This window comes from Pseudomonas sp. 8209, assembly GCF_028682105.1.
Classification (GTDB): Bacteria; Pseudomonadota; Gammaproteobacteria; order Pseudomonadales; family Pseudomonadaceae; genus Aquipseudomonas; species Aquipseudomonas palmensis.
Genome location: NZ_JANIAH010000011.1, coordinates 59,068 through 81,743 on the forward strand (window position 1 = coordinate 59,068; position 22,676 = coordinate 81,743).

Below are 22,676 nucleotides of genomic sequence, written 5' to 3' on the forward strand. Positions count from 1 at the left end.
TCGGTATCAAGTTACTTGGCACACCGCGGCAGACCGCGGTGCTGGGGTAAACGGATTAGTCGCCCTGGGCCACCAGGGCGTCGACAGGTTCAATAGTATCGTGACGCACGGTGGCGCCGAACTGCTGGATCATCTGCTGGATGAACGGATCGTTCTCGATCGACGCCTCGGCCTCGCGCTGACGGTCGGCACGCTTGCGCGACGCGGCCTGGGCCGGGGTTTCCTGCTCGGGGCGGATCAGCTCGATGCTCAGGTTAAGGGTACGCCCAAGGTGCTGGTTGAGCGCATCGTTCAGGCGCCGCTGCTGGGTGGCGTTGAACAGGGCGCTGTGCGCCGGGTCCAGGTGCAGCAGCCAGTTGTCGCCGTCCATCGCGATCAGCGTGCAGTTGGCGGCGATGCTGGCGGTCATGCCCGAAATCGGCAGCAGCGGGAACATCTCCAGCCATTGCAACGCCAGGCCGGTGGCCGGTTGCGCGGCAGGCTCTGGCTCGGGCTCCGGTGCAGGCTCCGGCGCGGTCTCGCTGGCCAGTTCGTCCAGGTAGCTGTAGCCCACCGGGTCGATCTCGGCGTCGTAGTAATCTTCGTCCAGCGGTGGCTCGTCGTCGCGCTCCATGCCCGCCGGGCTATAGCTGGCGTGGTCGGCGATCGGTGGCTCATCGTGATGCGCGATGGCCGGCGCGGGCGCGGCTGGCACGGACGCAGCAATCGCCTCGGGTTCAGGTTCGGGCTGCGGCTCGGGTTCCGGTTCGGGTTCAGGCGCCGCAGCGAGCTCGGGCGCAGGCGCGGCCGGCTCGTTCCAGGGCAGGTCGACCTCGGGCACGGGCGGCTCGGCAACCTGCGCTTGCAGTACTGGCGCAGCCTGCACCGGCGGCTCGGGTTCGGGCTGCGGGCGGGCAACAGGTTCGGCAACGGGCGTGGGCACGACTGGTGCAGCCACCACCGGCGCGGCGACCGCTGCCACCGCGGGTGGGGAGTCAGCTGTGGCCTGGCTGATCCCCGTCGACTTTAGCGTCGGTGTCGGCGCATCGACGGTGTCGGCCGGGCGGAACGCCAACATGCGCAACAGCACCATCTCGAAGCCGCCACGCGGGTCGGGGGCCAGCGGCAGATCGCGCCGGCCGATCAGGCCCATCTGGTAATAGAACTGCACATCTTCGGCCGGCAGAGCGCCGGCCAGCGCCAGCACACGGTCACGATCACCCTGGCCGTTGTCCACCGCCTCGGGCAGCGCCTGGGCCACCGCCACGCGGTGCAGCACATTGAGCATTTCAGACAGCACGCCGTTCCAGTCCGGCCCCTGCTCGGCCAGGTGCCGCACGGCTTCGAGCAGGGCTCGTGCGTCCCCTTCGAGCAGGGCCTGGAGCACGCCATAGACCTGGCCGTGATCGAGGGTGCCGAGCATGGCGCGCACATCCGCCGCCAGCACCTTGCCTTCGCCAAAGGCGATGGCCTGGTCGGTGAGGCTCATGGCATCGCGCATCGAACCGTCGGCGGCGCGACCCAGCAACCACAGGGCGTCGTCTTCGAACGGCACGTTCTCGACCCCGAGCACATGGCTCAGGTGCTCGACCACCCGCTCGGGGGTCATGTTCTTGAGCGAGAACTGCAGGCAGCGCGACAGGATGGTGGCGGGCAGCTTCTGCGGGTCGGTGGTGGCAAGAATGAACTTGACGTAGGGCGGCGGCTCTTCAAGCGTCTTGAGCAAGGCGTTGAACGAGTGGCTGGAGAGCATGTGCACTTCGTCGATCAGGTAGACCTTGAAGCGCCCGCGGCTTGGCGCGTACTGCACGTTGTCGAGCAGCTCGCGGGTATCCTCGACCTTGGTGCGGCTGGCGGCGTCGATCTCGATCAGGTCGACGAAGCGCCCCTCGTCGATCTCGCGGCACACCGAACAGGTGCCGCACGGTGTCGAGGTAATGCCGGTTTCACAGTTGACGCATTTGGCGATGATGCGCGCGATGGTGGTCTTGCCCACCCCGCGGGTACCGGTGAACAGGTAGGCGTGGTGCAGCCGCTGGTTGTCCAGCGCATTGATCAGGGCCTTGAGCACATGGGTCTGGCCGACCATTTCGCGGAACGAGCGCGGACGCCATTTACGTGCAAGAACCTGATAACTCATCGAAAACCGTCGGATAGATAGACCAAAGACCGCTAATCCTAGCGGAGCAGGGGCAAAAATGCATCCGCCGTGCATGGGCATGCCGGCCAGTCACCGTTGATCGGACAACGGCCCGGGCTGGCCGGTTGCCTGTCCTCTGACTGAACACGCGCCAGGCAAAGCTTGGTAACCTATGTGCCAATCGTGAAACAAACTGATATATGTCAGCACGACTTATCAGTCATTTCCTACAAGCTAGGCTAAGCTTTATGCCGTTCGTGCCGACCTTGTTCAAGAACGGCATCCATCGTGCAGATGCGCTGCACAAGCAGCGACAAAACAGTCAAACTTATGGCGGTATTTTTTTAACTCGGCGAAAATGCGAAAAACCAGCCCAGAAATAAACAAAATATTGACACTATCAGTTTGATATCACACATTAGCATCCTAGCAGTGTGACAGACCTTATCTGCCCCAGCAGTTGATCAGATAGCCGTAGGCCGGGATTACACATATGAGTCATGCAGACGACATTGGAAATCTGTTCACCAGGTTTGGGGCAAGTGCGGACAGCTATAAAGAAATCGACACCGAGTTCGAATACCTCGAACCCGCGCTGACGGTGGCTGAACCGATCACACCTGCTGCCGCGCCCGAGCCGGTTGCCCCGGTGGCCGCGACCCTGGCGGCCCTGAAGCTGCCGCCGACCCTGGCATCGGTACCTGCGCCGGTACAGGCACCTGCTCCTGCGCCGGTAGTCGTTGCAGTGCCCCCGCCCGTGAAGCGTATACCGCCCGCCCCCGAACCGGCTGCACAGCCCGCCGGCGCACCCCTGTCGCTGCGTGAACAACTCGAAGCGGCGGCTCGCCTGCGCCATGCCACGGCCCAGGGGCTGAATCAGGGTGCACTGGAGCATGCCATGCACAAACCGGCACCGACACGCCCCCAGGCCAGCATCATCGCTGTGGTTGCGGCCAAGGGTGGTGTGGGCAAGACCACCTTTGCCGCCGCGCTGGCCAAGCTGCTGGAGCGCCCGCACGGTCGCGTGGTGGCACTGGACCTGGACCCGCAGAACAGCCTCGCCAGCCAACTGATGCTGCCGCGTACCGCCCCCGGTCTGAGCCAGGCCACCGACAGCGACGAACCCTGGAGCATCCACTGCCACCCAGTGCCCGACTCGACCGCCGAATGCCTGCCATTCGGGCACGCCGACGCCACCCAGTTGCGCAGCCTGGAGCAGCGCCTGGCCAACCAGCCTGGCTGGCTGCTGCAGCAATTGGCAACGCTGGCACTGACACCCGCTGACGTACTGATCATCGACCTGCCCACCGGCGCCACCCCATGGCTTGCGCCAGTGCTGGAGATGGCCGACCAGGTGGTGGCCCTGACCCTGCCGACTCCCGCCGCCTACCGCGTGCTGGATGAACTGCAGGCCTGGCTTGCGCCCCTGCACCAGCGCAGCCCCGCGCCGCGCTGCGGCTACCTGATCAACAAGGTCGACCCCACCCGCGCGCTGGACCTGGACATGTGCCAGGTACTGCGCCAGCGCATCGGTCGCGAGCTGCTGGGCATGGTCCGTCTCGACCACAGCCTGGACGAAGCCCAGGCCTTCGAATTCGATCCGTTCGTCAAGGTGCCCGACAGCCCTGCCTGCCAGGACCTGCGCGACGTGGCGCATGCCCTTGGCGCCCACCTCGCCCATCACCACCAACAGTCCGGTACCCCATGACCGCCCCCTTAGACCAGGCGTCTGCAGTGCAGGCGCCCAACACGGTTGCGCGCTTGAATGTCTGGCTCGAACGCTTCGGGCAATGGCCCGCCCCGGTGCTGCGCGCGCTGAAGATCGGTGCCGGCCTGATCGGCGCCCTGCTGCTGGTGGCCGTGGTCACCGCCCCCCTGGAGCTGGAGCGCCAGTTCGCCTTCGCCGCCCTGTGCTTCGCCGGCCTGCTGATACTGCGCAAGCTGCCCGGGCGCCTGCCGGTGCTGGCCATGGTGGTGTTGTCGCTGGTGGCCACCCTGCGTTATGTGTACTGGCGCGTCACCGACACGCTGGGCTTCGACAGCTGGCTGGACATCGTGTTCGGCTACGGCCTGGTGGCAGCAGAGTTCTATGCCCTGGTGGTGCTGGCGTTCGGCTACATGCAGACCGCCTGGCCCTTGCAGCGCAAGCCCAAGATTCTTACCCAGGACCCCAAGGACTGGCCCACGGTGGATGTGTTCATCCCCACCTACAACGAAGCGCTGAGCATCGTGAAGCTGACGATCTTCGCCGCCCAGGCCATCGACTGGCCGCGCGACAAGCTGCGCGTGCACGTGCTGGATGATGGCCGCCGCGACGATTTTCGCGAGTTCTGCCGGCAGATCGGGGTCAACTACATCGTGCGCGCCGACAACGTCCACGCCAAGGCCGGCAACCTCAACGAGGCCCTGAAGGTCACCGACGGCGAGTACATCGCCATTTTCGACGCCGACCACGTGCCCACGCGCTCCTTCCTGCAGGTGGCGATGGGCTGGTTCCTCAAGGACCCGAAACTGGCCCTGCTGCAGACCCCGCACTTCTTCTTTTCGCCCGACCCGTTCGAGAAGAACCTCGACACGTTCCGCTCGGTGCCCAACGAGGGCGAGCTGTTCTACGGCCTGGTGCAGGACGGCAACGACCTGTGGAACGCCACCTTTTTCTGCGGCTCGTGTGCAGTGATCCGCCGCAGCCACCTGCTGGAAGTGGGCGGCGTGGCCATCGAGACGGTGACCGAAGATGCGCACACCGCGCTCAAGCTCAACCGCAAGGGCTACAACACCGCGTACCTGGCGATCCCCCAGGCTGCGGGCCTGGCCACCGAGAGCCTGTCGCGGCACATCAGCCAGCGCATCCGCTGGGCACGCGGCATGGCGCAGATCTTCCGTACCGACAACCCGTTCATCGGCAAGGGCCTGAGCTTCGGCCAACGCGTGTGCTACGTGAACGCCATGCTGCACTTCTTCTACGGTCTGCCGCGCCTGGTCTTCCTGACCGCGCCGCTGGCGTACCTGATCTTCGGCGCGCAGATCTTCCACGCCTCGGCGCTGATGATCACCGCCTACGTGCTGCCGCACATCTTCCACGCCAGCCTGACCAACTCGCGTATCCAGGGGCGCTTTCGCCATTCGTTCTGGAACGAGGTCTACGAGTCGGTGCTGGCCTGGTACATCATGCGCCCGGTACTGGTGGCGCTGATCAACCCCAAGCTCGGCGGCTTCAACGTGACCGACAAGGGCGGCATCATCGACAAGGAATACTTCGACTGGGAGCTGGCGCGCCCCTACATCATCCTGCTGACCCTGAACCTGATCGGCATGGTGTTCGGTGTGGTGCAACTGATCTGGGGCGACCCGGCCGCAGCCATCACCATCATCATCAACCTGGCCTGGACGATCTACAACGTGATCATCACCAGCGCTGCCGTTGCGGTTGCCAGTGAAACCCGCCAGGTGCGTTCCGAGCCGCGCGTGCGCGCCGAGCTGCCGATTCAGGTGCAGACCGCCGACGGCACCACCATCGACTGCACCACCGTGGACTTCTCGCAAAAGGGCGTGGGCTTCAAGCTTCCCGAGGGCCAGAGCCTGCACAAGGGCCAGGACATCCAGGTGATCCTGATGCGCAAGCAGCAGGCCTGCGTACTGCCGGCCACCGTGGTGTTCAGCCGTGGCGCCATGGTCGGGGTGCAGTTCAAGCCGCTGACCTTGCGCCAGCAGAGCGACTTCGTGCGCCTGACCTTCTCGCGGGCCGACACCTGGGCCGCAACCTGGGGTGGCAGCAAGCCCGACACCCCGTTGAGCGCCCTGCACGATGTGAGCCGCATCGGCGTGCGCGGCATCATGGACCTGGCCCAGGCGACCCTCAGCGCCTTGCGCCATCGTCGCTACAAGCGCAAGCAAGCCCCCACCCACCTCGAACCTTCGTTGGACTCGCAATGACCGTCATGCTTCATACCGACCAACAAGTGAACCTGTCGCGCCGTTCTCGCCGTCTGCTCGCCGGCTCGCTGCTGTGCCTGGGCAGCCTGCTGCAACCTGCCCAGGCCGATGAGGTCGCGGCCAGCGCAGCGGCGCCCGCCACGGAGCCCGCCGCCAGCGAAACGGCGCCGGCGGCACCGGATGCGGCCGGCGAAAAGTACCAGCTCAGCCTCAAGCAGCTGGGCAAGAACTACACCATGAGCCTGCGTGGCGTGGAGTCGACCGACACGGTCAACTTCGACGTGCGGGCCGACGAGGTGGTGACCGGCGCGCAACTGACCCTGCAATACACCTATTCGCCAGCGCTGCTCAGCGACCTCTCGCAGATCAACATCATGGTCAACGACGAAGTGGCCGCCAGCCTGCCGTTGCCCAAGGAAAACGCCGGCGTCCTGCAAAAGCAGGTGATCGACATTCCGCCGTACCTGATCACCGAGTTCAACCGGCTCGGCGTGCAGTTGATCGGCCACTACACCATGCAGTGCGAAGACCCGCTGCATTCGAGCCTGTGGGCCAAGATCAGCAACGAAAGCCAGTTGAGCCTGCAGGTCAAGCCGGTGGTGCTGCCCAACGACCTGGCCCTGCTGCCGCTGCCGCTGTTCGATCGTCGCGACCCACGCGCCCTGAGCCTGCCGTTCGTGTTTGCCGTGGCCCCCGACAACACCACCCTCGAAGCGGCGGGCGCGGTGTCGTCGTGGATCGGTGCACTGGCCAGCTACCGTGGCGCAAACTTCCCCACCAACCTGCACAGCCTGCCCGCCAGCGGCAACGCGGTGGTGCTGGTCAACACCGCCGAGGCCAACCAGGTCGAGGGCCTGACGCTGCCCGACCTCAAGGGCCCGACCCTGTCGCTGGTGAGCAACCCCAACGACCCGCACGGCAAGCTGCTGGTCATCGCCGGACGCGACAGCGCCGAACTCAAGCGCGCCGCCACCGCCCTGGTGATCGGCTACCGCAGCTTCTCCGGCCCCAGCGTGCAGATCGACACCGTCAATGCGCTGCAGCCACGCCAGCCGTATGACGCGCCCAACTGGCTGCCGACCGATCGCCCGGTGCGCCTTGGCGAGCTGATCGACCCGCGTCAGCTCAATGTGTCGGGCTACAACCCCGGCATGATCACCGTGCCGGTGCGCCTGCCACCCGACCTGTTCAACTGGCGCGAACAGGGCGCCCGGCTGGACCTCAAGTACCGCTACACCCCACAACAGACCTCGTCCAACTCTTCGCTGCTGGTGAGCTTCAACGACACTTTCATCAAGTCGATGAACCTGCCCTCGATCGAGCGCCTGGGCGGCGGCGACAGCCTGCTGGCAGCCCTGAAGAAAGACGACAGCATCGCCCGCGAGGCGAGCATGCTGCTGCCGCTGGACTCGGTCGCCCTGCAGTCGCGCCTGCAGTTCCGCTTCATGTACGACTACATCAAGCAGGGTGAATGCCGCGACATCATCATCGACAACATGCGCGGCGCCATCGACCCGGACTCCACCCTGGACCTGAGCGGCTACGACCACTTCATCGCCATGCCCAACCTGGGCGTGTTCAAGGACAGCGGCTTCCCGTTCACGCGCCTGGCCGACCTGTCCGACTCGGCGGTGATCCTGCCGGACAACGCCGGCAGCGCCGACTGGAGCGCCTACCTCACCGTGCTCGGACGCTTTGGCGACTCCACCGGCTACCCGGCCACCGCCGTCACCGTGGCCCAGGCCGGCCAGGTCGATGCCCTGGCCGACAAGGACCTGCTGGTGCTGGCTTCCGGCGACAACCAGCCACTGCTCAAGACCTGGGCCGACTACCTGCCCAGCAGGACCCAGGACGCCAGGCATTACGTGGAGTTCTCCGACCTGCCGATGCGCCTGCGCGAATGGATCAGCCCCGATCCCAAGGCCAACCTGCGCGCCGCGCGCGGTGCGCTCACCTTCACCGGCGAGAACCGCAGCTCGTACGTCACCGGGTTCGAGTCGCCGCTCAAGAGCGGGCGCAGCGTGGTGGTGCTGTCCAGCCCGCAGCCGCAGAACCTGATGGAGGTCACCGACGCCCTGATCGGCGGCGAACAGTACACCCAGGCACTGCAAGGCAGCCTTGTGGTGATCAACGGCAGGAATGTCGAATCGCTGGTGGCCGAGCAGGCTTACTACGTGGGGCACCTGGGGCCGTTCCGTTACATCCAGTGGCTGCTGTCCCAGCATGTACCGGCGCTGCTGCTGTTGACCCTGCTGGGGGTTGCCCTGGTCAGCCTGGTGGCGTTCTTCTCGCTGCGCGCCCAGGCCAAACGTCGCCTCAACATCGAGTAATCGCATGCCTCTGCCAACCGGACACACCGCACCGTTGCCCGCCAGGCGTTCGCGCTCGCTGCTGCGCCGCCTGCTGGGCGCCAGCGCCCTTACCCTGCTGCTGCCCGGCGTGAGCCAGGCCAACAGCTGCCAGGCCGACCCCTGGCCGTTGTGGCAGGTGTTTCGCCAGCACTTCGTGCAGCCCGACGGGCGCGTGCTCGATGCCAGCACGCCGCAGCAGCACAGCTCGTCCGAAGGCCAGTCCTACGCGATGTTCTTTGCCCTGGTGGCCAACGACCAGGCCAGCTTCGACAAGCTCTGGCTGTGGGCCAACAACAACCTTGCCGGTGGCGACATCAAGCAGAACCTGCCGGGGTGGATCTGGGGCCTGGACGACAAGGGCCAGTGGCGCCTGCTGGACCACAACTCGGCCTCGGACGCCGACCTGTGGTTCGCCTACGCGCTGAGCGAGGCCGCGCGGCTGTGGAACACCCCGGCCTACAACGCCCAGGCTGCCCAGCTGCTGGCCAATATCAAGGCCCGCGAAGTGGCCGAGCTGCCGGGCCTGGGCATGATGCTGCTGCCCGGCGTGGAGGGCTTTGCCAAGCCCGATCACTTCTGGCAGCTCAACCCCAGCTACCTGCCGGTGCCGGTGCTGCGACGCCTGGCGGTGGTCGACCCCAAGGGGCCGTGGAGCCAGATCGCCCGCAGCACCGCCAGCCTGATCAAGGGCGTGAGCCACAACGGCTATGTGGCCGACTGGGTGGGCTACCGTGGCACCGGCCCGGACAAGGGCCTGTTCGTGATCGACCCGGTCAAGGGCGAAACCGGCAGCTACGACGCCATCCGCACCTACCTGTGGGCCGGCATGACCCCGGCCAAGGACCCACTGGCCAAGCCGATCCTCGACAGCCTCGACGGCATGGCGCGCAGTGTCGCGACCCACGGCGTACCGCCAGAGAAAGTGCAGGTGCAGGCCAACACCAGCAGCGGCGATGGCCCGTTCGGCTTTTCTGCCGCCCTGCTGCCGTATTTCAAGGCGCGCCAGCAGCCCTGGCTGCAGGAACAGCAGCGTGCCCGTGTCGACCAGCTGATGAGCAAAAGCCTGAGCCCCGAAGCGCTGCAGGCCAGACAACCCCCTTACTACGACTTCGTGCTGAGCCTGTTCGCCCTCGGCTTCATGGATGATCGTTACCACTTCCTCGACGACGGGAAGCTGCAACCACTCTGGGAGACTTCATGCCCTCGCGCCGCCAAACCCTAGCCATTGGGGTGCTTGCCGCCCTGATCCACAACAGCAGCTTTGCCGAGCTCAGCGAGAACGGCAAGGTCCTGCTGGAACAGGGTCAATACTGGCAGGCCCGCAAAGACACCACCCGCGCCACCGAGGCATGGCGCAAGCTGCTGCTGATCGATCCGCAGCAGGCCGACGCGTTGTACGGCCTTGGCCTGCTGGAGCTTGATGGCAATCGCCCGCAGGGCGCCAAGCGCTACCTCGACCAGCTCAGGCAGGCGCACCCCGGCGAGCGTCAGACCCTGTTGCTGCAACAGGAGATCGCCCTGCACAGCGCCGATAACACCGCGCAACTGGAGCAGGCCCGCCAACTCGCCGAATCGGGCGAGCTGGATCAGGCCGTGGCGGCATACCGCACGCTGTTCGGTGGCAGTGCACCCCAGGGCGAGCTGGGCCTGGAGTTCTACAGCTACCTGGGCTACACCGCCACCGGCTGGCAGGAAGCGCGCCAGGGCCTGGAGCGCCTGCAGGGCCAGTCGCCGGACAACCCCAAGATCAAGCTCAACCTGGCCAAGCTGCTGCTGCGCAACGAAAGCACGCGGGTGGAGGGCATTCGCCGGCTGGCGTCCTATGCCAACGACCCGGTGATCGGCAGTGAATCGATCGAGGGCTGGCGCCAGGGCCTGTCCTGGCTGGGTGCGCCGCGCCCCGCCGAAGTGCCGTTGTTCGATGCCTACCTCAAGGCCTACCCGGACGACGAAGAGATCCGCAACCAGCTCAAGAGCGGTGCCCGTGCCAGCCAGGCCAGCGCCGTCCAACGCCAGAACAGCCACCTGGTGCGTGGCTTCAAGGCGCTGGACGCCAACGACCTGCCCCAGGCCGAGCAGTCGTTCCAGGCCCGTTTGCGCGAGCAGGCGCAGGATGCCGACGCCCTCGGCGGGCTGGGCATCGTGCGCCAGCGCCAGGGCCGCCTGGGCGACGCCGATGCACTGTTCAAGCAGGCCATCAGCCGTGGCAACAGCAGCCGCTGGCAAAGCGCCCTGCAAGGCAACCGCTACTGGGTGCTGCTGGACCAGGCCAATGCCGCCCGCGACGCCGGCAATCCGCAAGACGCCCGCGAGCTGCTGCAACGCGCCATCGCGATGAACCCGCGCCAGGTGCAGGGGCCTATCAGCCTGGCCGACCTGCAGGCCGCCCAGGGTCAGTTCGACAGCGCCGAAACCACCTATCGCCAGGCCCTGAGCCTGGATGCCGGCAACCCCGATGCGCTGCGCGGGCTGGTCAGCGTGCTGGCGCAGAACGGCAAGCTGGGCGAAAGCCAGCGCCTGATCGACGGGCTCAGCGATGCCCAGCGCGAACGCCTGGGCGACCTGCGCGTGCTGCGCGCGGCCATCGCCGTAGGCCAGGCCCGCGACGCCGAGCGCAGTGGCGACCTGGCCGGCGCTCGCAAGGCGCTGGAAGAGGCCGTGCGCAACGACCCGCAGAACGTGTGGGCGCGTTACGACCTGGCGCAGGTCTACCTCAAGAGCGATGCCTCCGGCAAGGCGCGCCAGACCATCGACGAGATGCTCAAGGCCAACCCGCAGCGGGCCGAGGCGCTGTATGCCAGCGCGCTGTTCTCCAGCCGCCTGGGCGAGTGGCAGTCGGCCCAGCGCAGCCTGGCGCAGGTGCCCGCGGCCCAGCGCAGCGCCGCCATGCACACCCTGGCCGAAGAGATCGAACTGCACCTGCTGACCCGCCAGGCGGCAGACCTGGCCAAACAGGGCCAGCGCCAACAGGCCATGAAGCTGCTGCAACGCGCCGAACCGGCAGCGGCCAACAACCCCGGCATGCTCTCGGCGCTGGCCGCGACCTATATCGATATCGGCCAGACCGAACATGCGCTGGGCATGCTGCGCACCGCCATTGCCCAGAGCAGCACGCCCTCCCCGTCCCTGCGCCTGGCCTATGCCGGCGCACTGCTCAAGGCCGGCGACGACGTGCAGGTGAACCAGATTCTGCGCGAGCTGCGCAGCCAGCCACTGCAGGCCGGCGACCAGCGCAGCTACGACGACCTGGTGTTCCAGTACACCGTGCGCCAGGCCGACCTGCTGCGTGAAAAGGGCGACCTGGTGGCCGCCTACGACACCCTCGCCCCGGCCCTGGCGCAACGCCCGCAAGACCCGCAGGCAGTGTCGTCGCTGGCGCGCATGTACCTGGACAACCGCAACCCGGCCAAGGCGGTGGAGCTGTTCACCCCGCTGCTGCGCCAGTACCCGGACAATGCCGACGTGCAGATGGGCGCCGCCCAGGCCTTCGTACAGGCCGGCGATGCCGACAAGGCCGAGCGCGCCGTTGAAAAGGCCCTGCAACTGGCCCCGCAGAACCCGCAGATTCTCACCAGTGCTGCCGGCTATTACCGTGGCCGCGGCAAGCTGGCCAAGGCCGAGCAGTTGTATGCCCAGGCCCTGGCCTTGCAGGCGCCGCCGGAGCAGAACGTGCTCAACCCCTTCGGCCAGGCGATTGCCGTCAACCCCTTCGTCGGCCAACCGGGCCAGCGCAAGCAGTCGCGCCTGAGCGAAACGGTGCTGGCCGAGATTCCCGAGCCGGCACAGACCCAGGTCAGCAGCCGCGCCAACGAGGCGTTCGACGCACCGGTGCTGCTGGCCAGTCGCGACAGCGAACCTGGCCTGCGCACGGCCAGCCAGGCCACGCCGCAGCTCGCCACGCCGGCACCGGTCGACCCGCGCGCCGCGCTGCAGACCGAGCTGGATACGATTCGCGAGGCGCGCAGCCCGCAAATCAAGCAGGGCGTCACTTTCCGCGGTAACGACAGCGAATCGGGGCTGGGCAAGATTACCGATGTGGAGGCGCCGCTGGAGATCAGCGTGCCGTGGAACGACGATCGACTGGCCCTGCGCATCACGCCTGTGTCGCTGAACGCAGGGGGGGTGAAAAACGAGCTGAGCGCCAATTCGCGCTTTGGTGGGATCACCAGCGAAATGGCCAGGAACATACTCGCCATGCCGCTACCCGACCTGCTTGCAGAAGCAGAGGACTTCTACATCGACAGCCCCGGCTCGCAGAAGGACAGCGGCGTAGGCGTGGCCGTAGCCTACGAGAACCCGTCGCAGGGCCTCAAGGCAGACCTGGGCGTGAGCCCGGTAGGCTTCCTGTACAACACCGCCGTGGGCGGCATCAGCCTGGATCGCCCCTTTGCAGAAGGCAGCAACTGGCGCTACAACCTCAACCTGTCCCGGCGCTCGGTCACCGACAGCCTGACCTCCTTCGCCGGAGCCCGCGACAAGCGCACCGACCTGCAATGGGGTGGCGTAACCTCCAACGGTGGTCGTCTGCAGCTGGGTTATGACAATCAGACCTACGGCATGTACGGCTATGGTTCCTGGCACAAGCTGCTGGGTCACGACGTGGAGTCCAACACCCGCAGTGAACTGGGCAGCGGCATCTACTGGTACCTGCTCAACAATCAGGATGAACGCCTCACCGCAGGCCTGAGCGTGTCCGGGGCGCATTACGCGAACAACCAGAGCTTCTTCACCTACGGCCACGGCGGCTACTTCAGCCCGCAGAACTTCTTCTCCATCGGTGTGCCGGTCAGCTGGGCGCAGCGGGGACCGAACTTCAGCTACCAGGTGCAGGGTTCGGTGGGCATGCAGCACATCGAGCAGGACAGCGCACCGTACTTCCGCGACAGGCAGTCACAAGCGGCGCTGGAACGAATTTCCCAGGCCTTTGCCACGGACGGTACGACCCTGCGCACCACCTATGCCTCGCAGAGCAAGACCGGCATCGGCTACTCGCTGGGCGCCAGTGGCGAATACCGGCTGGGCGATGGGTTCTTCTTCGGCGGCACCCTGGGTGTGGACAACGCCCGCGACTACCAGCAATGGACCGGTGGCCTGTACCTGCGCTACCTGTTCGACGACGGCCGCGGCGCCATGCCGTTGCCCGTCAACCCGTACCGTTCCCCTTATTCGAATTGATTTGCAGGAGTATCAACCATGGCTAGTTCACTTCTCGCAGGCCTGACCATTCTGATGATCGGCGACAGCCACCTGGCGACCCCCGATTACCTGATCAAGAGCCTGCACGACAACCTCGTGCAGCAAGGTGCCCAGGTGCACTCGCTGGGTATCTGCGGCGCCAATGCCGGCGACTGGCTCAAAGCCACCCCTGGCACCTGCGGCGGTGCCGAGCGCCGTGGCACCGAAAAGCCCGTGGTACTGGGCAGCAAGGCGGCCACCCGGCCGATCGGCGACCTGATCAAGGCCGACAAGCCGGACCTGGTGGTCGTGGTGATGGGCGACACCATGGCCAGCTACACCAAACCGGCCTTCCCCAAGGCCTGGCTGTGGCAGCAGACCACCAGCTTTGCCAAGGAAATCGCCAACACCGGGGCCAAGTGCGTATGGGTCGGCCCCAACTGGGGAACCGAAGGCGGCAAGTACGGCAAGACCTACGCCCGCGTCGAACTGACCTCCAAGTTCCTCGCCGCCAACGTGGCGCCGTGCGACTACGTCGACTCGCTCAAATTCTCCAAGCAAGGCGAGTGGGCCACGGTCGACGGTCAGCATTTGACCGCCCCGGGCTACCTGGCCTGGAGCAAGAAGATCAGCGAAGAGATCGTCAAGGCGCCGGTCGTGACGAGCATCAAGAAATGAAGCGCGCCCTGCACGCTGTACTGCTGGCCCTGCCCGCCGCCTTCGGCGCGGGACTGGCCCAGGCGGAGATCGCGCTGTACCCCACCGGCCCCAGCGAAGACTCGGCGTTCTTGCGCTTCGTCAACGCGGCCCCCGGCACCCTGCAACTGGTGGCGGACGGCTCCAGGGCCAGCCTGCAGCTGGACGCGGCCAAACCGGTGTCGGCGTACCTGCCGGTACCAGCCAACAAGGCCATCAAGGGCACCCTGAGCCGTGACGGCCAGCGCTCGGCCCTGCAGCTGAGCGTTGCTCCTGGCGAATTCGCCACGGTAGTCGCCCTGCAGGACGCCAGCGGCATCCGGCAACGCGTGGTACGCGAGCAACCCGACGACTTCAATGCGCTGAAGGCTTCGCTGGCCTTCGTCAACCTCGACCCTTCCTGCCAGGGCGCAAGCCTGCGCCCTGCCGGGCGCACGGCGGACCTGTTCAAGGACGCGCCAGAGGCCAGCGTGCAGCGTAGATCGATCAACCCGGTGAAGCTGTCGGTGCAACTGGTGTGCGCCAATGCCAACGTCGGCGGCCCGGTGGACCTGGGCGAACTCAAGGCCGGCGAGCGCTACAGCGTATTGCTGCTGCCCACGGCGAGCGGCCCGCAGCTTGTGCCCGTCACGGACACGCTCTCCAACTGATCGGACGTCTTCACCACCATGGTATTCGCCTCACTCGAGTTCCTGACGCTGTTTTTGCCGATCTTCATGCTGGTGTACGCGCTGAGCCGTCCGGCCTGGCGCAACGGCGTACTGCTGATCGGCAGCTGGCTGTTCTATGGCTGGCTGAGCCCGCTGTTCCTGCTGCTGCACATGGCGCTGACCGTGGTCGCGTGGGTTGGCGGGCTGCTGGTGAACCGCAGCCATGAAGACTCGCGCGGGCGCATACGCCTGCTGGCCGCGCTGATCGTGTTCAATACGCTGGTGCTGTGCTGGTACAAGTACGCCAACATCCTGGCCGCCAACTACAACGAGCTGATCACCTATTACGGTGCATTGCCGATGGAGTGGCAGCGGGTGGCGTTGCCGGCGGGGCTGTCGTTCATCGTGCTGCAGGCGATTTCCTACCTGGTGGATGTGCACCGCCATACCGTGCCGGTAGAGCGCAGCTTCGTGAACTTCGCCACCTACATCTCGATGTTCGGCCACTCGATCGCCGGCCCGATCATCCGCTACGACTGGGTACGCCGCGAGCTCAACCAGCGCTACTTCAACTGGCAGAACTTCTCGCTGGGCGCGCGCCGCTTCATGATCGGCATGTGCATGAAGGTGCTGGTGGCCGATACCCTGTCGCCGCTGGTGGACGTGGCCTTCCACCTGGACAACCCGTCGTTCCTGGACGCGTGGCTGGGCTGCCTGGCGTATTCGCTGCAACTGTTCTTCGACTTTGCCGGCTACAGCTGCATGGCCATCGGCCTGGGCCTGATGCTGGGCTTCCACTTTCCCGAGAACTTCAACCGGCCGTACCTGGCCAGCAGCATCCAGGACTTCTGGCGGCGCTGGCACCTGTCGCTTTCGAGCTGGCTGCGCGACTACCTGTACATCGCCCTGGGCGGCAACCGTCACGGCACCTGGAACACCTACCGCAACCTGTTCCTGACCATGGCCATTGCCGGCCTGTGGCATGGCGGGGACAGCTGGAACTACCTGCTGTGGGGCTCGGCCCACGGTATCGCGCTGTGCGTCGACCGGGCCTGGAGCCGTTCCAGCCTGCCGGCGATCCCCAAGGTGCTGTCGCACACCCTGACGCTGCTGTTCGTGTGCCTGGCCTGGACACTGTTCCGCGCCCCGGACTTTCATACGGCGCTGTCGATGTACGCCGGCCAGTTCGGCCTGCACGGCTTTGCCCTGGGCGAGGCACTGGCAGCCACCGTACGCCCGGTGCACGGCCTGGCGGCGTTGCTGGGCGTGGCGTGCATCATCCTGCCGATCTGGCAGGCACGCGCCGAGCACCGCTTCGCCAGCCGCGCGTGGTTCGTGCATGCCGCTGCCCTGTGGCCCGTGGCCGGCTTCGTGCTGTCGTTCGCGTTGATCGCCAGCCGTGATTCGGTCCCCTTCCTGTACTTCCAGTTCTGATGACGATGAAGACACCTCCTCCCAGTACAGCGCCCACGCCCCCCAGTGCACTGGCCCTGCGCACCAGCCCGATCGCCGGCGTCACCCTGGCGCTGTTCCTGGGTGCCGGCCTGCTGTCTTGTGGCTGGCTGGTGGCCAGCGGCAAGCTCGAGCTGATGCCCGACAAGCACCTGTCCAATGGCCAGGTGCTGCACGGCGAAATCACCCACCGCATTGCCAAGGAGCTGGCCAAGGCGCCGCTGCCGAGCGAGGCCGCCGACCTGGAACGGGCCGGCAGCTGGCTGCTGCTGGGCGACACCGGGCCGCGGGTGCGGCCGGGCTGCACGCAGTGGCTGTTTCTGAGCGATGAACTCAAGCTCGACCGGCACGCGGCCGACAACGCCCAGGCCAAGGTCGATGCGGTGATCGCCCTGCAACGCAGCTTGCAGCAACGGGGTATCCGCCTGCTGGTGAGCGTGGTGCCGGACAAGAGCCGTATCGCCGCCAGCGAGCTGTGCGGGTTGACTCGCCCCACGGCCTCGCAGGCGCGCATCCAGCAGTGGGCGCAGAAACTCCAGGCGGCCGGCGTGACCACCCTGGACCTGACTGCCAGCCTGCAGCCGCTGGGCGCCAGTGCGTTCCTGCGTACCGATACCCACTGGAGCGAAGCCGGCGCCCAGGCCGCTGCCCAGGCCATTGCCGAGCAGGTCAAGGGCATGGGCTTGAGCGCCACCCCCAGCAAGACCTTCGACACCCGCCAGGAGCCTCTGGCACCGCGCCCCGGGGACCTGGTGCGGCTGGCCGGCATCGATTGGCTGCCAGTGGCCTTGCAGCCGCCGCAGGAACAGGTGGCGCCAACGGTCATCACCGAGAGGGCCGAGGCCGTCAGCGATGCGGGCGACAATCTCGATGACCTGTTCGGCGACGACAACCTGCCGAACGTCGCGCTGATCGGCACCTCGTTTTCGCGCAACTCGAGCTTTGTCGGCTTTCTGCAACGTGCGCTGTCGGCACCTGTGGGCAACTTCGCCAAGGACGGCGGCGAATTCTCCGGGGCCGCCAAGGCCTACTTCGACAGCCCGGCGTTCAGGCAGACGCCGCCACAGCTGGTGATCTGGGAGATACCCGAGCGCGACCTGCAGACGCCCTATGCGGGTGACGTGCAGCTGCCCCCCAGGCCATGAGGCACCACGCCCGCTGCGCGCGTTGACACGGCGCGGCGGGCGCTGGCGAATGCTCAGGCAAGCTTTTTCAGATCTGCCGCTGAATCGAACGTGGTGAAGTGGTAGATGCCGTGGATCTTCTCCAGCTGGCAACACCAGCCCTCCTGCTCGCCGGCTTGCACCACGAACCTCAGTTCTTCGATACCCGCCATATTGGCGGCAGCTTCGAGCAGGGTCTTGACGCGCTTTTCGACAAGGGCGTCGTAGGCCAGTTCGTATGACTTCTCCCAGGTGGCGTCGGCATTGCGAAATCGCTTCCAGTTATCGTCCTTGAGCACCTTGCAAAAGGCCACGCGCTGAACTTCGCCGGTATTGGACAGGTCGAGGGACAACAGGCAGAGGGTCATGGTGGGCTCCCATAAGCAGTGAAATTCCCTTGCAACCTAGTCACTCGCTTTTCATCCATCAATGCTAAATGGCCATCACCTGAGAGTTAAAATAATTCAATAATTTACCAAAAAACAGCAACTAAACAACTTAGCCAAGGCCATGTAGGAAAGTTACTACGCAAAGAAACACGAGCTATAAAGTCTTTTTATGGAACAAAGGGCTTTCAGGCACTTTAAAATAAACAGAAACATTCAAAGGCGTGCCGTTTCGGCGCAATTACAGCGTCTTGAAGCGAGCGCTGCGCTTCTGCAATCATGCCCGCCGGGCGCTGCCAGCGGGCAGCGTCGTCCCTTAGCGCACCGCACAAAGGAATGACTCAATGATCAGGGTATTGCTTTCGCTGGACCTCACCAACAAGGAATCGGAACGAGACAACTTCAACAACTTCCTGGCAGAACAACAATGGAAGAAGTTGAAGGATGTGGATACCGTCTGGGCCATCGAGTACGACGATTTCAGCCAGACCAACGAGCAACATGTGACAAGCGTCAAAAGAGACCTGTCCAAAGTGCTGCTCACCGCGGCACGGGAATTCAAACCGGACCGTATTACCTACGTTGCACAGATAGCCAACATTGAATGTATCGGGCGCTATATCTACCGGGAGGGTGGCGATTACAAGGCGTTCATTTACGAGCCCTGCTGATAGCGCTGAAGAGAGTGAGGTGTCTGCGACAGTGATAAGGTCGCAGGCATTTTTCGTGCGCGCGAAGGGAAAGCAGTGCACTGCATGCGTATTCGGGGGAAAGGGAACTGGGTAGAGGCGGCCCCTGGCAGACAAGGGCTTGCGTTATGGAGGCAACCCCACCAGCCACACCCCGGCACACGATGTTCCCGCTGTGGCTGCTCCCTTCCGGGCCTGACCAGGTTTACGGGTAATCGTTGCGGGGGGACCGATGGGGTCACCATAACGATGCTCGCCTGGCAGCGAGCGGGGCCATTGTACCGGTCTGACGCGAAGTTACAACCTCTGTACCGTGAAAAAACCACTCTGGCTCAAGGACTTGTGACTGCCGCCGGGGCATCGCCCTGGATCAAGCAGTGAATGAAGTGCAGCTTGGCCACCACCGGCGCACTCAGCACGAACGGGTAGAAGTCGGTCTGGCCCATGCTGCGTGACAGCTCGTTGAGCATCGCCGACAGCTCCACCCAGGCATTGATGAACGCCAGGAACGCAGGCGCCCCAGGGTGCTCGGGCTGGTACAAGCTGCGGGCATCGAACGGCGGATAGTCCAGGTCCATCACCGAGGCGTCCATGCCCAGCGCAAGGGCGGTGTCCACCGCATCGGTCATGTGCAGGTAGTGCGCCCAGGTTTCGGCCCAGTCCTCCCAGGGGTGCATGGTGGCATAGGCGCTGACGTGGGCGACGGCCCAGTCCAGCGGAGCACCTTGCTGGTAGTGGCGCTCCATGGCCTGGGCGTAGCTGGCGCGCTCGTCGCCGAACAGGCGGCGGAAGTCCTGCAGCCAGGCGCTGCTGGCCACCAGACGGTCCCAGTAGTAATGCCCGATCTCGTGGCGCAGGTGGCCCAGCACGGTCCGGTAGGGCTCCTGAAGCTGCACGCGCACCTGCTCGCGCCAGTCGTCGTCGGCTTCGCGGATATCCAGGGTGATCAGGCCGCCAGCGTGGCCGGTGGTGGGGGGATTGCCGGCAATGTCGATGCCGATGAAGTCGAAGGCGATGCCCTCGCCGGCTGCGCCTTGCTTGGGCGTGACCGGCAACCCCAGGTGCAGCAGTTGCGCAATCAGGCGGCGCTTGGCGGTTTCCAGCTTGCGCCAGCGCAAGTGGTTTTCGGTGAACGACAGGTCGGGGATGGTGCGGTTGAGGCGACAGGCCAGGCAGAACACTTCGGGGTCGTCGGCAGCCAGCAGCCAGTTGCAGCAAGCCGGGGTGTCGAGGTTGGCGCAACGCTTGAGCGGGCCGAGTTCTGGCTGGCCGTCCAGGTACCACTGGCCGTCCACAGCGGCCGGCAGCAAGGTACCGACATGGTGGGTATCGGGCCAGTAGCCCAGCGACGCCTGGCAGGCCAGGCATTGGCTGTTGCGAAAGAACACGGACTGTCCGCACTCGCATTGCCACACGCGCGTGCTGCGGCGTGACTGGCTGACGAAGGGTGCGGCGATACGGGCGACGAGCTGTTCGAAGAATGGGTACATGGGGCCACCTCCTGGCTGGAGCCTAGCCTACACCATGTGCGTGACAGCGCTTGCGGTGTGCCTGACGCACCGTGCGCTCAGGTGTTGCGAGCGCTTCGCGCTCGATCGCGGGTCAAGCCCGCTCCCACGCCCTTCGGGCAGAAGCGGGCCGCGTGACCGCTACACCGCTATGCCCTGCTCCGACAGAAACGCCACGAACGCATCTTCATCCAACACCCTGAGCCCCAGCTCAGTAGCCTTGGCCAACTTGGAGCCTGCCCCCGGGCCCGCCACCACGCAGTGGGTCTTGGCCGAAACAGACCCCGCCACCTTGGCCCCCAGGCTCTCCAGCTTGTCCTTGGCGACATCCCGGCTCATGCGCTCCAGCGAACCGGTCAGCACCCAGGTCTGCCCCGCCAGCGGCAAGCCCTGGGCAACCTTCTTCTCGCTCTCCCAGTGCATGCCGAACTCGCGCAGTTGCGCCTCGACGCTGCGCGCCAGTGCCTGGTTGGCCTCGACCAGGAAGAACTCGCGCACCGCATCAGCCTGCTTGGCTGCCAGCGCCTGGCGCAGGTCGATGCCGTCGGCGGCAATGATGCGCTCAAGGCTTTGCAGCTTGGCCACCAGCTTCTCGGCACCCGTCGGGCCGACAGAAGGGATGTCGAGCTTGGCGATCAACCCGGCCAGGGTCGTACTGGCCGCGAATTCGGCGGCCAGCTCGCCCTCCTCCTGCAACTGCAGGCCGTTCTCGAGCAGTTGCGCGATGACGCTGCGGTTATGTTCGTCCTCGAAGAAGTTGTGGATCTCGTGCGCCACTTCCAGGCCGATATCCGGCAGGTAGGTCAGCACCTGCGGCAACGCCACCATCACGCGCTGCAACGAGCCCAGCGAGCGCGCCAGCACCTTGGCGGTCTCCTCGCCCACATCCGGGATGCCAAGGGCGTAGATGAAGCGTGCCAGGCTCGGGCGCTTGCTGTCGGCAATGGCAGCCAGCAGCTTGTTGCTGGACACCTCGGCAAAGCCTTCGAGGTCGACGATGTCTTCGAATTTCAAGCGGTACAGGTCTGCCGGCGAGGCAATCAGCCCTTCATCCACCAACTGCTCGACGCTCTTCTCGCCCAGGCCCTCGATGTCCATGGCGCGGCGCGACACGTAGTGGATGATCGCCTGCTTGAGCTGCGCGCGACAGGCCAGGCGGCCGACGCAGCGGTACACCGCGCCTTCGCTGACGGTTTCCTTGCCCTTGCTGCGCTTGACCAGCTGGGTGCGCTCGACCTGCGAGCCACACACCGGGCACTGGGTAGGGATGTGCACCGCACGCGCATCGGCCGGGCGACGCTCGGTAACCACCTGCATGACCTGCGGGATGACATCACCGGCACGGCGGATGATCACCGTATCGCCGATCATCACCCCCAGGCGCGCCACTTCGTCCATGTTGTGCAAGGTGGCATTGGCCACGGTCACGCCGGCCACCTTGACCGGCTTGAGCCGTGCGACGGGCGTTACCGCACCGGTGCGACCAACCTGGAACTCGACGTCGAGCACCTCGGTCAGCTCTTCCATGGCCGGGAACTTGTGCGCTATCGCCCAGCGCGGCTCACGGGCACGAAAGCCCAGTTCGCGTTGCGAGGCCAGGCTGTTGACCTTGAACACCACCCCGTCGATCTCGTAGGGCAGCGCGTTGCGCCGCTCGCCGATGTCACGGTAGTAGTCCAGGCATTCCTTGATGCCGGCGGCATGCCGCAGTTCGCGGCTGATGGGCATGCCCCAGCCCTTGAGCTTTTCGAGGGTGCCGATGTGGGTGTCGGCGATCGCCTCGGACACCTGGCCCACGCCATAGCAGCAGAACTCCAGGGGGCGGCTGGCGGTGATCTTCGAATCGAGCTGGCGCAGGCTGCCGGCGGCGGCGTTGCGCGGGTTGGCGAAGGTCTTGCCGCCGATCTCGGCCTGGGCTGCGTTCAGCCGTTCGAAGCCCTCCTTGCTCATGAACACTTCGCCGCGCACCTCCAGCACCGCCGGCCAGCCCTTGCCCTGCAGCTTGAGCGGCACGTTGCGGATGGTGCGCACGTTGACGCTGATGTCTTCGCCGGTGGTGCCGTCGCCACGGGTGGCGCCCTGCACCAGCAGGCCGTCACGGTACAACAGGCTGACCGCCAGGCCGTCGAGCTTGGGTTCGCAGCTGTAGTCCACCGCCGCCCCTGCGCCGAACAGGTCGCCGGTCGGCAGGTCGAGGCCTTCGACCACGCGCCGGTCGAACTCGCGCAGGTCACTTTCCTCGAAGGCGTTGCCCAGGCTCAGCATCGGCACCTCGTGACGCACCTGGGTGAAGGCCGAGAGCGCCGCGCCGCCCACCCGCTGGGTGGGGGAATCGGGGGTGACCAGCTCGGGGTGTTCGGCCTCCAGGGCCTGCAGCTCGCGGAACAGGCGATCGTATTCGGCGTCCGGGACGCTTGGCTCGTCGAGCACGTAGTAGCGGTAGTTGTGCTGGTCGAGTTCGGCGCGCAGTTCGAGGATGCGGGTTTGGGCGGTCATGTGTGTCGTCTCTTGCAAAGCAAAAGAGCAGCTCGGGGCTGCTCTTGGCGTTCAAATC

At 65.6% G+C, this 22,676-nt stretch carries 14 protein-coding genes and 1 other RNA gene; 10 read left to right on the top strand and 5 right to left on the bottom strand.

What is annotated here, in order from left to right; all coding sequences use genetic code 11:
* Window positions 1-55 precede the first annotated feature (55 nt).
* Window positions 56-2,119, bottom strand: coding sequence for a DNA polymerase III subunit gamma/tau (gene dnaX / locus NP552_RS22245; protein WP_274097164.1), 2,064 nt, complete (start codon window positions 2,117-2,119; stop codon window positions 56-58).
* Window positions 2,120-2,612: 493 nt separating this feature from the next.
* Here dnaX and bcsQ point away from each other — a divergent pair, with 493 nt between their 5' ends.
* Genes bcsQ through NP552_RS22290 form a run of 9 tightly spaced genes read left to right on the top strand, consistent with a single transcriptional unit; the run spans window position 2,613 to window position 17,521 of the window.
* Window positions 2,613-3,827 (top strand): cellulose biosynthesis protein BcsQ, encoded by a 1,215-nt coding sequence (gene bcsQ / locus NP552_RS22250; protein WP_274097165.1) that lies wholly within the window; start codon window positions 2,613-2,615, stop codon window positions 3,825-3,827.
* On the top strand, window positions 3,824-6,052 hold the full coding sequence (gene bcsA, locus NP552_RS22255; protein ID WP_043862371.1) for a UDP-forming cellulose synthase catalytic subunit: 2,229 nt from the start codon (window positions 3,824-3,826) through the stop codon (window positions 6,050-6,052). Before bcsQ ends, bcsA begins: the two co-directional genes overlap by 4 nt.
* A complete protein-coding gene (gene bcsB / locus NP552_RS22260; protein ID WP_274097166.1) occupies window positions 6,049-8,382 on the top strand; it encodes a cellulose biosynthesis cyclic di-GMP-binding regulatory protein BcsB in 2,334 nt (777 codons plus the stop codon). Before bcsA ends, bcsB begins: the two co-directional genes overlap by 4 nt.
* A 4-nt stretch (window positions 8,383-8,386) precedes the next feature.
* Window positions 8,387-9,625 (top strand): cellulose synthase complex periplasmic endoglucanase BcsZ, encoded by a 1,239-nt coding sequence (bcsZ, locus tag NP552_RS22265; RefSeq protein ID WP_274097167.1) that lies wholly within the window; start codon window positions 8,387-8,389, stop codon window positions 9,623-9,625.
* Window positions 9,601-13,578: a cellulose biosynthesis protein BcsC gene (locus NP552_RS22270; RefSeq protein ID WP_274097168.1), complete on the top strand. Its 3,978-nt coding sequence runs from the start codon at window positions 9,601-9,603 to the stop codon at window positions 13,576-13,578. Before bcsZ ends, NP552_RS22270 begins: the two co-directional genes overlap by 25 nt.
* 18 nt (window positions 13,579-13,596) lie before the next feature.
* A complete protein-coding gene (locus NP552_RS22275) occupies window positions 13,597-14,256 on the top strand; it encodes an SGNH/GDSL hydrolase family protein (protein ID WP_043862368.1) in 660 nt (219 codons plus the stop codon).
* Window positions 14,253-14,924: an alginate O-acetyltransferase AlgF gene (locus NP552_RS22280; protein ID WP_274097169.1), complete on the top strand. Its 672-nt coding sequence runs from the start codon at window positions 14,253-14,255 to the stop codon at window positions 14,922-14,924. Before NP552_RS22275 ends, NP552_RS22280 begins: the two co-directional genes overlap by 4 nt.
* An 18-nt stretch (window positions 14,925-14,942) precedes the next feature.
* Complete coding sequence (locus NP552_RS22285) at window positions 14,943-16,358, top strand: MBOAT family O-acyltransferase (RefSeq protein WP_043862367.1); 1,416 nt, start codon at window positions 14,943-14,945, stop codon at window positions 16,356-16,358.
* A complete protein-coding gene (locus tag NP552_RS22290; protein ID WP_274097170.1) occupies window positions 16,358-17,521 on the top strand; it encodes an alginate O-acetyltransferase AlgX-related protein in 1,164 nt (387 codons plus the stop codon). Before NP552_RS22285 ends, NP552_RS22290 begins: the two co-directional genes overlap by 1 nt.
* 53 nt (window positions 17,522-17,574) lie before the next feature.
* On the opposite strand, the gene NP552_RS22295 is transcribed toward NP552_RS22290, so the two are convergent.
* A complete protein-coding gene (locus tag NP552_RS22295) occupies window positions 17,575-17,907 on the bottom strand; it encodes a hypothetical protein (protein ID WP_043862365.1) in 333 nt (110 codons plus the stop codon).
* 362 nt (window positions 17,908-18,269) lie between these two features.
* On the opposite strand from NP552_RS22295, the gene NP552_RS22300 reads away from it, so the two are divergent.
* Window positions 18,270-18,596, top strand: a complete 327-nt coding sequence (locus NP552_RS22300) for a hypothetical protein (RefSeq protein WP_058542033.1) — start codon at window positions 18,270-18,272, stop codon at window positions 18,594-18,596.
* A gap of 156 nt (window positions 18,597-18,752) precedes the next feature.
* Here the strand turns inward: NP552_RS22300 and ffs are convergent.
* From ffs to ligA, 3 genes are all read right to left on the bottom strand, one after another.
* Window positions 18,753-18,849, bottom strand: an RNA gene (gene ffs / locus NP552_RS22305) — signal recognition particle sRNA small type.
* 97 nt (window positions 18,850-18,946) lie between these two features.
* Complete coding sequence (locus tag NP552_RS22310) at window positions 18,947-20,104, bottom strand: zinc-binding metallopeptidase family protein (protein ID WP_274097171.1); 1,158 nt, start codon at window positions 20,102-20,104, stop codon at window positions 18,947-18,949.
* A 159-nt stretch (window positions 20,105-20,263) separates the two neighbouring features.
* The gene (ligA, locus tag NP552_RS22315) at window positions 20,264-22,618 is read right to left on the bottom strand and encodes an NAD-dependent DNA ligase LigA (protein WP_229590429.1); all 2,355 of its coding nucleotides are present in this window, start codon (window positions 22,616-22,618) and stop codon (window positions 20,264-20,266) included.
* Window positions 22,619-22,676 lie beyond the last annotated feature (58 nt).